An 11,733-nucleotide genomic window follows, 5' to 3' on the forward strand; every position below is an offset into this window, starting at 1 on the left:
AACGCTTGAAGTTTTCAGGTGTACGGGCGTTTATCGACCTCTGTTCTTGAACGAGGTTGTCGATGAAACGTTTCACCTATCTTCTGATGGGCAGCGCAATGGTGCTGGCCGCCTGTGAAAGGGCGGCCGCACCTTCGGCCCCTGCGTCGGAGGCAGCGCCCGTGGCGGCAACGCCGATGGCCAAGCCAGAAACTCCCGCTGCCGTCCAAGCCGTTGATGTGAATGATGTACAGACCCGCGCGGCCGCCTTCCGCGCGGCATGGGGTGCCGCTCCGCCTGTCGTTTACCGGCCCAAGGGAACCGAGGCCGCCGAGGTCCAGACCTACAACAAGGCCAAGCTCGTTCCCGTCGCGCCCGCCCTCTATGCGTTGATCACCGAGGGGCAGGGTGGCGAGGGGCACGTCAACGCAGGCTCGCTGGCCATCCACTATCTGAAGCCCACCGCCAACGGGTTTGAACGCGTCGGCGCATGGCCCGCGTTCCTGATTACGGGGACTTTCGGAAACCCGCCGCAATGGTCGATCCGGCAGGACCTGACACCGTCGCCAACTCTGGTAGCCGAGGCAGGCGGGACTTGGCAGGGCTATAGCTGTTCATGGGCCCACGTCATCGAACTGACGCCCGAGCGGCCCGTGACCCGCATCGATCAGGTCTCGACCGGATACAGCGACGGCGGTGCCCGCTTGGACGGCGAAGAGGTCACAGGATTCGAGGGGCAAATCCTTGCTGGCGAAAAGGGCCGCACCATCCGCGTCCGCTACACCGGCGACCGCAAAGCCGTTGTGACCTACGCCAAGGTGGGAGCCAGCTATGATCCGGTCGACCCACCCGAACTGCCGGGCTGCTGAGAAGGGCTGTCAGGCCGTTGTCAGCTTGATGATGCCTCTTAAACCTCTGCGTGCCTAAAGCAGGTCACCATGTGATCGTTGACCATGCCGACGGCCTGCATAAATGCGTACACGATCACTGGCCCGACGAATTTGAAGCCGCGCTTCTTCAGCGCCTTCGACATGGCCACGCTCTCGGCGCTCTGGGTGGGGTAGGGCTCGCCCTCGACTAGGGCGTTCTCGATCGGTTTGCCCCCGACGAAGGCCCACAGGTATTCGGCAAAGTCCTCACCATTGTCGTGCATCTGCACGAACAGTCGGGCGCTCTCGATGGTGGCGATGATCTTGGCGCGCGAACGGATGATGCGGGCGTCGTTCATCAAACGCTCGATGTCGGCATCATCAAAGGCCGCCACCTTGTCCGGATCGAAATTGGCGAAGGCATCGCGGATACCCTCGCGCTTTCTCAGGATGGTGATCCACGCCAGCCCCGCCTGCATCCCGTCCAGCACCAGCTTCTCCCACAGGGCGCGGCTGTCGTGTTCGGGCACGCCCCATTCGGTGTCGTGATAGGCGACGTACAGCGGGTCGGTGCCGCACCATTTACAGCGGGAGAGGGTCGCGTCGGTCATTGAACAATGTTGCCTAAATGTTCACGTTTGGCAAGCTTGGGCTTAAAGATTGACGAGGCGCGTCAAAAGGCGTTCGCTCTGCCAATGAGAGTCTCGCGAAAGTCCTGACATGGTGCGCCTTGATCGCCCGTCGCAGGTTTTGGCTGTGTGCTTTGCCGTGGTCGCAGGGTTCGTCGACGCGGTCGGCTTCCTGATCACCGGCGGGTTCTTTGTCTCCTTCATGACCGGCAATACGACGCGACTGGCCATCGGCCTGTCGGAGATCAGCCATGACGCGCTTGTGGCCGGTGGCCTGCTGCTGGCCTTTGTGCTGGGTGTCGTGACGGGAGCCAGCGTCGGGCGGCTGGCAGGGCGTTACAAGCGACCGGCTATTATGGGTTGGGTGCTGTTGGCGCTGCTTGCGGCGCTGGTAGCCTATGTGAAGGTGGGCGTTGTGTGGTCGGTCGTGCCGCTGGCGCTGGCCATGGGGGCTCAGAACACAGTCTTTGCCGACGACGGCGAGGTGATGGTCGGCACCACCTATATGACCGGCAATCTGGTCAAGATGGGCGAGCGGATCACCGTCGCCCTGTTTGGCGGAGACCGTTGGAGCTGGGTGCCATTCTTCCTGCTTTGGGCGGGGTTGGCAGGCGGAGCAGTGCTTGGTGCGCTCAGCTATCAGAACTTTGGCGTCTGGGCGCTGGCCCTCGCGGCGACGGCCATGCTGTCACTGGCGCTCTACAGCCTGTTCAGGCTCCGCGCCTAGGCTTCGAACGCCGGAACCCAGTCGGGGCGGATGACGGAAATGGCACGGCCATCCACACTCAGAGTTCCCTCCATCCGGTCCAGTCGCATCATCGCCATGCCGCGTCCGTTGGCGGCGCTGGTCACTTCGCCCGCCCGCAGTTCGCCGTTCAGCACCTCGGCCCCCGCTGCAGGGGCCTCGCCCTCATAGCTAAAGGGCAGGATGCGGTTCTTGATGGTGCCCCTGCGCTTCATGCGCGAGGTGGTTTCCTGACCAACAAAACATCCCTTGTGGAAGTCGATGCCATTCATCAGGTCAAAGTTCGCTTCGATGGGATAGGTCTTGTCCTTGGGCGCATCGAAGGCGGCCTCGACCACGCCCAGAGTGGCGCGGTGTGCGTGCCAGTCGTCCTCGCTGGCGGTGGTCTCGCCCGAGAAGCCTATCGCGCGGTGGCCCAGCCCTTCCAGACGCGGATCGGCGATGAAGCCTTCGGGTGCTTCTTCCCACGCCGCGAACACTCCAGCGTCGGACGCCGTGATCTCCACATCGGCGCGCAACTTGTACATCGCCAGCCGCTGCACCAGACCGTCCCGCGCGTCTGCCGGAACATCCAGCCACAAGCCGTCTTCCTTGCCCCAGATGAACAGGTCCAACATCAGCCGCCCCTGCGGCGTCAGCAGTGCCCCGAACCGCAAGGCTCCGGCCTCCAGCGTCTCCACATTCTGCGTCAGCAGATTGTTGAGGAAGTGGCGGGCGTCGGGGCCGGTCACGGTGATGACGGCGCGGCTGTTCAAACGGGCAATAGGCATGGCCATCAGATAGGCCGACGCGCCCGCGAAAAGAAGGGGTCAGGCGACGGCGTAACGCGCCGTGACGCCATCGGGCTGGAAGTCCGACGCCGCCAGACTGTCCAGCGCCGCGAACAGATGGCCGACAAAGGCCTCCATATCGCCATCCTCGATGGACGGGCGCAGATAATTGGTCACCACCGCACGCACGGGATAGGTGCCCTCCGGCCCCGGCACCGACAGGGCGATCTGGATACCCTCGGCGATCCAGTGGGCGACGGTAGCAAAGAAGTCCTCGGTCGCCAGAAACTCGGATGGCCGCATGACGTAAAGGGTGATGATCCCTTCCTGCACACCATCGGGGCGCACGATCACGCCGCTGCGGTCCGGACGCCAGTCATCCGAAAGCTCCACCGCCCGCCATAGACAGAACCACACGCGGCAGGTCTGCGGACGAATGGCATGCACCGAACAGCCCGAACCATCGACGCAATAGTGGCACAGCTGCCCCGTCGGCTTGGCCAGTTCAGGCAGGTCCAGCGGGATGTAACGGCAGCATTCAACGCAGCCACCGCAATCGCGGTCAGGAAGTAGGGGCAGGGACATTGGGGCTGTTTAGGGACAACACAGCCATAGGCATAGTTCCTACTTTGGGTTGCCGAAAGAACGGTGTTGATGCCATCCATTGCGCAGGCATTTCTGCGGGAGGGCGGCCGTGACTGCGATTTCAATTTACGATCATAATGGTGCGCAGCTAAACGCCCGCATCGATGTCGAGGACGATCATATCGTCCTGCATAGTCACAGCGGCAATAAGGTAACCGGCAGTAATCCTGATTATCGACTAGCCTTACCGCTGATAATCGAGCGGCTGCGGAATAACTCAATCGATTTCGTATCTTATCTTGATAGCGAAGCGGCGAGACGTGCCCGTCCGGATATGCTTGATCGAGTACTTCTCACGAGCGTGGAACTCGATCCCGACAATGACAAAGCTGCGATGCAGATCATTCGGAAAAGCAATGAAGGCAGTAAAAGCCATGGCGCATGGCGCAGGCTCTTGTTTCAGGCTGAGGGATTTCCCGAACACGCCTTGATAGATGCTGTGACAGGTTGCGGTAAAATATTACCACCTATCAGTACGGGTGATTACGCAAAAGTCCAAAGAGCGCATATCAAAGCTGCGATTGAGGAAATACGGCAAGGGAGAGAGCGCGCTAATCGGTTTGCGGAAGGCCGTGATTATTGCTTGATCGTTGGTGATGGCGGCGAGCCGCTGCCGCCGAAAAAGGTTTTCGGCCTGGCACTAGCTAATGCTCTTAATCGCCCCATAAGTCCGGAGCATTTTTCTTCCGGTGATAGGATATTCAAAATCCTACGTGATCGCGGTTTTGAAGTCGTCGAACGCGTAAAGACGTCGCATCTGGAGGAAGAGCCGGCACAATTTGAGCGAGATGATATCGAGCCGTTACTGCCATCTGATGAAGAGTTGGTAGCTTTGGAGGGCAGTAAGAAGCTTCGTCTGCACTTCAAAACTGAGCGATCTGGCGCGTTGCCGAAGCGCTACAAGCAGAAGTTTAAAGACCAAAATGGGAAGTTGATCTGCTTCCGCTGCGCTAAGGATTACATTGCTGAATACGGGGCTGAGATGGCCGATGCGTGCTTCGATGTGCACCACATCGAGATGGTTTCAGAGCGAGAGGAGTCCTCCATCACGGGTATGGATGATCTCCAACTGCTATGTTCGAACTGCCATCGAGTCACTCATCGTGAGATGAGAGCGGGGCCCACCCCTACGAAGACATTACCGCGATAATGCCGGAGAAAGCCAGCACGGGGCGGCCTTCCTGTTCCATCGTGCCCTGGACAAAGATCATGCGCTTGCCGGCCTTGGTCACCTTGCCGCGGGCGGTGAGGCGTTTGTGGGGAACGGCAGGAGACAGAAACTCGCTGTTGAGCGAGACGGTGACACCGTCCTGATCGCCCATAACATCTGCCGAGATCACGAACAGCGAATAGTCCGCGAACGTCAGCAGCGAGCCGCCATGCACGATGCCGCCGTGGCGGCAGTTGCGCTCGATCGGCATGAAGCCCGCCTGCAGGTCGCCGTCCTCGTGGCGGCGGATATAGAAGGGTCCGGCGTGCTGTTCGAACGGCACGTGCATTGTCCAGCGTCCCCAACCGGCCCACTCCCCCTCGGTGACGATGGTGACGTGGTTTTGGAAGGCATCGGCAGACATTGGGGTACTCGTACTCAAAACAGGGTCGAAAGCCCTGGCCCCATAGCCGGAATGCCTTGCCATGTGGACTTAAAAACGCTGCATCGCGGTATTAAAACGCTGCTCGACGACGGCCACCAAGGCACAACCGTCGCCTGTTATGACGATAACGTACAATTCACCGCCTAAACGCTGAAACGCCGAGAGAATCCCGTTAGGCTGAGAATATGAGCGGGCGTTTTCCCATCCTTTATATTGCCGAAGCCGATCCTGAAGAGGCCATCCTCTCGTCGGGCGCGCTGGCACATCTGGTAGAGATGATCCCGCACGCCGACTTTACCGTGGTTGGTTCGGCCGCGTCGGCACCGCTGTTTGCGGACCTGCCGCGCCTGCGTCGTCTGATCGTTCTGGACAAGGACGGCCGCTGGGACTGGATATCTCTGTGGAACCAGGTGCGCGACACCAACTGGGGTCTGGTGGTGGACCTGCGCGGTTCGTCCCTGTCGGGCAAGCTGCGACGCCAGCGCCGCGCCGTAAAGGAAGGCAGCATCCCCGGCGTCCACGCTGTGGAAGAGGCCGCCCGTCTGCTGCAACTGGATGAAATCCCCGCGCCGAAACTGTTCATCAGCGAGGCCACCCAAGCCATCGCCGACAGCTTCATCCCGCGCGGTGATGAACCCATTCTGGCGATCGGTCCGGGCGTGGACTGGATCGGCAAACGCTGGCCCGCCGAACGCTATGCCAAGGTGGCGGCACCGCTGCTGTCCGAGGGTGGACCTCTGGCCGGTGGCAAGCTGATGATCGTCGGCGAGGAAGCCGACCGTGACGCCGCTCACACCATCCGCTTTGCCGTGCGCCGCGACCGCGTGATCGAGCTTCAGGGCAAGCTGACCCGCCTGCAAACGGCGGCGGCACTGACCCACGCCAATCTGTTCATCGGGGGAGACAGCGTCTGGACCCAGTTGGCCGTTGCCGCAGGTGTTCCTGCTGTGGGCGTGTTCGGCCCGTCCGACGACAAGAAGCGCCGCCCATGGACCGGCATCGCCGTTCGCGGCCCGCGCACCCTGGAAGAATACAAAGAACTAGACCCCCGCCTGAACCAGCACATCCAGCACATGATGGACCTCCCCGCCGACCGCGTCCTGAAAAAGACGCTCAAGATGCTGGCGGAAATGGCGGAGTAGGGGTGTCGGCTGGGCCTCAAGGTATTACAGCGGCGCGCAGGTGAACTGTTCGCGCGGCGTGCCCGATACGGTCGAAAGTCGCTCGGCAGGCAGTTTGATGACGAGGCCGGAGTATTCCAGCCGATAGTCATAAATCGCGCCCAGCAGACCCGCCATCGGACATCCCCGAACCTCTGCCCCTAGCGCGTCGAAGCCGACGGCCAGTCCCTCGCCCATGCTTCCGGTCCAGCGGCCGACGAGGACTTTGACAGGGCCTGCGTGGTGTTTATCCGCGCGGGGTAGAACCTGTTCGATCCATTGACGCGGGATGGAGGTGCGGCGTTCCTCGGCCACGTATCGGTGCATCTGGTAAGGGCGGGCCTCGGTGACGAACCATCCCATAAGGGCACGGGCGATAACCGTATTGCCGCCGCTAGGCGTGTCGCGCAGGTCAAGGATGACGGCTTCGCCTTGCCTCGCGTGGGCCATCGCTTCGTCAAAGGCCGTGATCGTCGCTTGATCGCCAAGGGAGTCGTTGATGCGGATGGTCAGCCCGTCAGGACTGCGTGATACGGAAAGCGCATCGCGGGAGGGGCGGTTTCCGGTATAGAGCGACGCCAGCGTTACCGTGCGCGGATGGTCGTGACCAGTGGCAAGGGTCAGGGTTCTGGCGCTGTCCCGACGGCCCGCCGCCAGTACGCGCGCCGTATAGCCAAGGCCGTCCGGCGGAACGTCCACCCCCAAATCGTTCCAGAAATCCTTGACCGCGAGGGCTGTGGACCGGCCACCGATTTCGAGTACGGCGTCACCGACCACGATACCTGCCTTTGAGGCGGGGCTGTCACGCACGGCGGTGACGATGTAGCGGTCGCCATCATGTTCGATCCATAGATCCGAATAGCTGGGCACCAGCGCCCAGCTGTTGCTGAAGGAACTGCCGGTGATGGTGTGATGGTCCGCCAGCGCGGCCAGTCGCCGCTCCGAATACCGCAGAAGGGAGGCGCTGTCCGTGACCGCCAAGGCTTCGGCCTCCAGCTTTTCGCTAGTTGGCGTTGTTCCTTGCGGGAAGCGGTCGGAATAGGCGTAGTTCTCCACGATCAGACGCTCGATCGATACGGCGTCCGTGCGGAATTGTTCCGGTGTCTGCGCGCGGGCACCGAAGGCTGAGAGCATCACGGAGGTGGCGAGGAGGGACGGCATGATGAATCGGTTCATGCGAAATTGTCCCGCCTTCGCCTCCGGCGCACAACTGAAACTTTATTCATCTGGCCGAGGTTAAGCGGGGCGCTTCGCCTTCCCCTGACTGCCCCCAAGGCGTAGAAGACCGTCCGACTGTAATCCTTCCCGTCGGAGCGCCTCCCATGACCCAGACTTATGACCTGATCGTTCGCGGGGGTGAGGTGGCGAACCATGCGGGGCGCGGCAAGGCGGACGTCGGTGTGATCGACGGCAAGATCGCCTTTATCGGTGACCTAACCGGCGCCTCGGCGGGTGAGGTGTTCGATGCCACGGGGCTGACGGTTCTGCCGGGTGTGATCGACACCCAGGTCCACTTCCGCGAGCCGGGTCTGGAATGGAAGGAAGACCTCGAAACCGGCAGCCGCGCGGCGGCTCTGGGCGGTGTGGTGGCCGTGTTCGAAATGCCGAACACCAACCCCAACACCATCAGCCAGCCGACGCTGGAAGACAAACTGGCCCGCGCCAACAATCGCATGTGGACCGACCACGCCTTTTACGTCGGCGGCACGCACGAGAATGCGGACTATCTGGGCGAGCTGGAGCGCCTGCCGGGCGTGTGCGGCATCAAGGTGTTCATGGGCGCATCGACCGGCGACCTGCTGATCGCCGATGACGAGGGCGTGCGTAAAGTCCTGACCAACACCAAGCGCCGCGCGACCTTCCACTCCGAGGACGAATACCGTCTGGTCGAGCGCCGCGAGCTGGCCCGCACCGGCGACTGGACCAGCCACCCCGAAGTGCGCGACGCCGAGAGCGCTATTCGCTCGACCCGCCGTCTGGTGAGCCTTGCCAAGGAAACGGGCGCTCGCATCCACGTGCTGCACGTGACCACCAAGGACGAGATGGAATACCTGCGCTTCCACAAGGATGTCGCCACGGTCGAAATCACCCCGCAGCACCTGACGCTGGTTGGCCCCGAGGCCTATGAGCGCCTTGGTGCCTATGCGCAGATGAACCCGCCGATCCGCTCGCAGGAGCACGTCGATGCCCTGTGGCTGTGGGGTATCCAACAGGGTGTGGCCGACGTTCTGGGTTCGGACCACGCGCCGCACACCAAGGAAGAAAAGTCCAAGCCCTATCCGGCCTCGCCGTCGGGTATGCCGGGCGTGCAGACGCTGGTGCCGCTGATGCTGGACCACGTGAACAAGGGCCGCCTGTCGTTGGAACGCTTCATCGACCTGACCAGTGGCGGGGCGCAGCGCGTGTTTGGCACCGCCAACAAGGGCCGCATGGCTGTCAGCTATGACGCCGACCTGACCATCGTGGACATGAAGGCCAAGAAGACCATCACCCACGACCAGCAGGCCACCCGTTGCGGCTGGACCCCGTTTGACGGCCACGCAGTTTCGGCATGGCCGGTCGCCACCATCGTGCGCGGGCGCGTGGTGATGAAGGATGGCGAACTGATCGGCACCGCCCACGGCCAGCCGGTCCGCTTCCAGGAAACCCTGTGAGCGCAAAGCCCCGTCTAGGTCTGATCGGCTATGGCGCGTTCGGGAAACTGACCGCGCAGCATCTGGCCGCGCATTTCGATGTGCGGGCGTTTGATCCGGCTATGGATGGGGATGATGCCTATGCTGCCAAGGTAGACTTGGCCGAGGCGGCGGGCTGTCCGGTGGTGATCCTCGCCGTTCCGGTTGGTGTGCTGGAACAGACGCTTCAGGAGATCGCGCGTCTGTTGGCTGACGGCGCTCTGGTGATCGACGTCGGCTCGGTAAAGGTCAAACCTGCTGAAGCGATGCAGCGTCTGCTGCCCGATCACGTCCGCATCGTCGGCACACACCCGCTGTTCGGCCCGCAATCGGCCAAGAATGGTCTGGAAGGTCTGCGCATCGCTGTGTGCGAGGTGAAGGGAGGCAAAGACGCCCGCCGCACCGCCGCATGGTGCCGCAAGGTGCTGAAGCTCAAGGTCTTTAACGTCAGCCCCGAAGATCACGACCGCGAGGCCGCGACCGTTCAGGGCCTGACCCACCTGATCGCCCGCGTTCTCTTGAACATGGAGCCGCTACCCACCCGCATGACCACCGCAAGCTTCGAGCGTGTCATGCAGGGCGTCGACATGGTCCGTCACGACAGCCCCGCCGTCTATCAGGCCATCGAGCGCGACAACCCCTTCGCCGCCGAGGTCCGCGAGCGCTTCTTCAGCCTATTCGACAAGGCCCGAGGCGAACTGGACGGCTAACCCCTAGCGCGGCGTCAGGATGAAGTCGGCGACGTCTTCGACAACCTGCGGTGCGATCTTGGCGTTTACGTTGGTGTAGGTCGCGATATTGGCCGCGCGGTCAGCGGGCGCTTCGGTCAGGGTGTGGTTGATACCTTCCCAAATATTCAGTTCGGATCGCGGTTGGGCGCTGTGCAGCGCTTGCGCGTCCACGACCGTGGTGTGCAGATCGGTGGTGCCCTGACCAATGAAGATCGGACCATCATAGTCACGTGCCAACTGCGCCGGATCGCGTTTCATCCACGAGATCAGATAGGGCTGTACCGAAGGACGCAGCAGGGCCATGAGCGCAACGGGCGGATTTTCGACCGTGCGTCCGGCTTCCAATTCCGCCAGCATGTCGAACGTCTCGTCCTTCAACGGCTGGGGCAGTTGGACGCTTAGCTGTTCGCGCAGCACCACGCCCACCGGACGCCCCACACCAGCGAGCAGGATCTGGCCGCAAACCGGTGCATCCTTGTCGGCTGCAGCAGACTGGACCACCAGCGCGCCCTCGGAATGGCCAATCAGCCAGACGCACGGCGCACCCGTTTGTTCTGCGGTCAACCGGGCCCAGTTGCGGGCATCCTCGACATAGGTGTCGAACCTTAACTGTGCCTCCGACACGACGGCAGGAAGGCTGGCAGCGATGCCGCGCTTGTCGATGCGGACGGTGGCGATGCCCCGTGCGGCCAGCCCCTCGGCCAGCTGCTTCAAAGAGCCGTTGCTCACGCCCAACGGGCTGTTCCCGTCGCGGTCGGTTGGGCCGCTTCCGGGGATGATGACGGCGGCAGCGACCATCTCGCCTGCAGGCCGTAGCATCGTGCCGTGCAGAGGGGCAGGGGTCGCTTCTAGCGTCACATGAGTTTCGGTCGGCCCCGCAAACATCAGGGCGGCAGCCATAAGGCTCAGCATCATGCGTCTCCGTTTCGGGGCAGGTTAGAAGCTCTGCGCTTCGGGATCGTTACGCCACACGCGCCAGCTTTCGAACACCGACAGGCCCGCAGCGCCCAGCAGGCCGATGACCAGCGCACCGGTCAGAATATTTGCTGGCACCCACAAGGCTGCGACGAGGCCGGCCACGCCCAGCCAGAACATCAGCCGTCCGGCCAAGCGGTTCGACTTGTCCCACGCCAGACGGGATTTGTAGGCCCACGGGGTCTTCACCCCGATAAAGGCATTGGGGCCGACCTTGCCCAGTACCGCGCCCAGTAGAATGCTGATGCCCGACAGGAACAGGGCGGAGCCGACCATATTATACTGTCCCGATGCCGCCTGAGGGCCGAGAGCCGCCCAAGCGATCATCAACGCCACACCTGCCATGATCAGCACCGATACCAACTGCCCGTTGGCCAGCGCCTTGCGCCGGACAGGATCGGTCGCTGCCTTCGCCTGATGGGCGGTCAGATAGGCAACGACCAGATTGATCAGGCCCAGACCGCCCAGCGTCAGCGCCAGTTCGGTCCGGCTACCGAAACGGTCAGCATTGCCTTGAAAGTCGAAATGCAGCGGCACGGGCGTGGTCGGACCCTTCAGCGCAATCCATGCGCTACCTGCAAAGATCAGAAGGGAGACGGCCAGCGCCAGACGGGTGTTCAGGGTCGTATTCATGGCGTGTCCTCCGTGTTCTGATTTTTGCCTGCTCCGGCCATGTCCATGAGGAAGGCCAATCCTTCCTCGACCGCCGAGATTTCCAACCGGTACCGTACTGACTGACCGTGCTTCTCCGTGCTGACCAGTTCGGCCTCTTTCAGGGCGTTGAGGTGCCCCGTGACCGTTGGCCAGCTCATGTCAAAGGCTGCGGCAATATCGCCCGATGCCTTCGGTCCATCCCTCAGCATGGCGATAATCTGGCGCCGAACCGGATGGGACAAAGCTTTGAAGAGCGCATTCATTAGGAAAAGTCATAATTAGGAACATTCCTAAATGCAAGTTCGAAAA

14 protein-coding genes are annotated in these 11,733 nt (G+C 62.1%); 6 read left to right on the forward strand and 8 right to left on the reverse strand.

The annotated features are described in order from the left end of the window. Nucleotides 1-62: 62 nt before the first annotated feature. Complete coding sequence (locus tag LOX95_RS06505) at nt 63-848, forward strand: hypothetical protein (RefSeq protein ID WP_242913663.1); 786 nt, start codon at nt 63-65, stop codon at nt 846-848. A gap of 38 nt (nt 849-886) precedes the next feature. On the opposite strand, the gene LOX95_RS06510 is transcribed toward LOX95_RS06505, so the two are convergent. Continuing rightward, the gene (locus tag LOX95_RS06510) at nt 887-1,459 is read right to left on the reverse strand and encodes a DNA-3-methyladenine glycosylase I (protein WP_242913664.1); all 573 of its coding nucleotides are present in this window, start codon (nt 1,457-1,459) and stop codon (nt 887-889) included. Nucleotides 1,460-1,568: 109 nt separating this feature from the next. On the opposite strand from LOX95_RS06510, the gene LOX95_RS06515 reads away from it, so the two are divergent. Then, nucleotides 1,569-2,204, forward strand: a complete 636-nt coding sequence (locus LOX95_RS06515) for a YoaK family protein (protein WP_242913665.1) — start codon at nt 1,569-1,571, stop codon at nt 2,202-2,204. Here the strand turns inward: LOX95_RS06515 and ygfZ are convergent. Together ygfZ and LOX95_RS06525 are read right to left on the reverse strand one after the other, a co-directional pair. Then, nucleotides 2,201-2,992: a CAF17-like 4Fe-4S cluster assembly/insertion protein YgfZ gene (gene ygfZ, locus LOX95_RS06520; protein ID WP_242913666.1), complete on the reverse strand. Its 792-nt coding sequence runs from the start codon at nt 2,990-2,992 to the stop codon at nt 2,201-2,203. The two genes, LOX95_RS06515 and ygfZ, sit on opposite strands and share 4 nt — an antisense overlap. A 39-nt stretch (nt 2,993-3,031) precedes the next feature. Then, on the reverse strand, nt 3,032-3,577 hold the full coding sequence (locus LOX95_RS06525; protein WP_242913667.1) for a hypothetical protein: 546 nt from the start codon (nt 3,575-3,577) through the stop codon (nt 3,032-3,034). A 109-nt stretch (nt 3,578-3,686) separates the two neighbouring features. Here LOX95_RS06525 and LOX95_RS06530 point away from each other — a divergent pair, with 109 nt between their 5' ends. Next, nucleotides 3,687-4,787: a ScoMcrA-related endonuclease gene (locus tag LOX95_RS06530; RefSeq protein WP_242913668.1), complete on the forward strand. Its 1,101-nt coding sequence runs from the start codon at nt 3,687-3,689 to the stop codon at nt 4,785-4,787. Here the strand turns inward: LOX95_RS06530 and LOX95_RS06535 are convergent. Next, nucleotides 4,765-5,211: a PaaI family thioesterase gene (locus LOX95_RS06535; protein ID WP_242913669.1), complete on the reverse strand. Its 447-nt coding sequence runs from the start codon at nt 5,209-5,211 to the stop codon at nt 4,765-4,767. The two genes, LOX95_RS06530 and LOX95_RS06535, sit on opposite strands and share 23 nt — an antisense overlap. Nucleotides 5,212-5,417: 206 nt before the next feature. Between LOX95_RS06535 and LOX95_RS06540 the strand changes: the two genes are divergently transcribed. Continuing rightward, nucleotides 5,418-6,374 carry a glycosyltransferase family 9 protein gene (locus LOX95_RS06540; RefSeq protein ID WP_242913670.1) on the forward strand — a complete coding sequence of 319 codons (957 nt, stop codon included), beginning with the start codon at nt 5,418-5,420 and terminating at the stop codon, nt 6,372-6,374. 24 nt (nt 6,375-6,398) lie between these two features. On the opposite strand, the gene LOX95_RS06545 is transcribed toward LOX95_RS06540, so the two are convergent. Then, on the reverse strand, nt 6,399-7,568 hold the full coding sequence (locus LOX95_RS06545) for a S41 family peptidase (RefSeq protein WP_242913671.1): 1,170 nt from the start codon (nt 7,566-7,568) through the stop codon (nt 6,399-6,401). A gap of 146 nt (nt 7,569-7,714) precedes the next feature. On the opposite strand from LOX95_RS06545, the gene LOX95_RS06550 reads away from it, so the two are divergent. Together LOX95_RS06550 and LOX95_RS06555 are read left to right on the forward strand one after the other, a co-directional pair. Then, nucleotides 7,715-9,046, forward strand: a complete 1,332-nt coding sequence (locus tag LOX95_RS06550; RefSeq protein WP_242913672.1) for a dihydroorotase — start codon at nt 7,715-7,717, stop codon at nt 9,044-9,046. After that, nucleotides 9,043-9,774 (forward strand): prephenate dehydrogenase/arogenate dehydrogenase family protein, encoded by a 732-nt coding sequence (locus LOX95_RS06555; protein ID WP_242913673.1) that lies wholly within the window; start codon nt 9,043-9,045, stop codon nt 9,772-9,774. Before LOX95_RS06550 ends, LOX95_RS06555 begins: the two co-directional genes overlap by 4 nt. A gap of 3 nt (nt 9,775-9,777) precedes the next feature. Here LOX95_RS06555 and LOX95_RS06560 read toward each other — a convergent pair whose 3' ends face one another. From LOX95_RS06560 to LOX95_RS06570, 3 genes are read right to left on the reverse strand one after another with little or no spacing between them, the layout of a single operon-like run. Beyond that, entirely contained in the window at nt 9,778-10,710 is a 933-nt protein-coding gene (locus LOX95_RS06560; RefSeq protein WP_242913674.1) for an alpha/beta hydrolase, read from the reverse strand. Nucleotides 10,711-10,731: 21 nt separating this feature from the next. Further along, nucleotides 10,732-11,403 carry an SdpI family protein gene (locus LOX95_RS06565; RefSeq protein ID WP_242913675.1) on the reverse strand — a complete coding sequence of 224 codons (672 nt, stop codon included), beginning with the start codon at nt 11,401-11,403 and terminating at the stop codon, nt 10,732-10,734. Then, nucleotides 11,400-11,687, reverse strand: a complete 288-nt coding sequence (locus LOX95_RS06570) for a metalloregulator ArsR/SmtB family transcription factor (protein ID WP_242913676.1) — start codon at nt 11,685-11,687, stop codon at nt 11,400-11,402. Before LOX95_RS06570 ends, LOX95_RS06565 begins: the two co-directional genes overlap by 4 nt. Nucleotides 11,688-11,733: the final 46 nt, after the last annotated feature.

The sequence above is a fragment of the Brevundimonas pishanensis genome (genome assembly GCF_022750635.1).
Taxonomy (GTDB): Bacteria; Pseudomonadota; Alphaproteobacteria; order Caulobacterales; family Caulobacteraceae; genus Brevundimonas; species Brevundimonas pishanensis.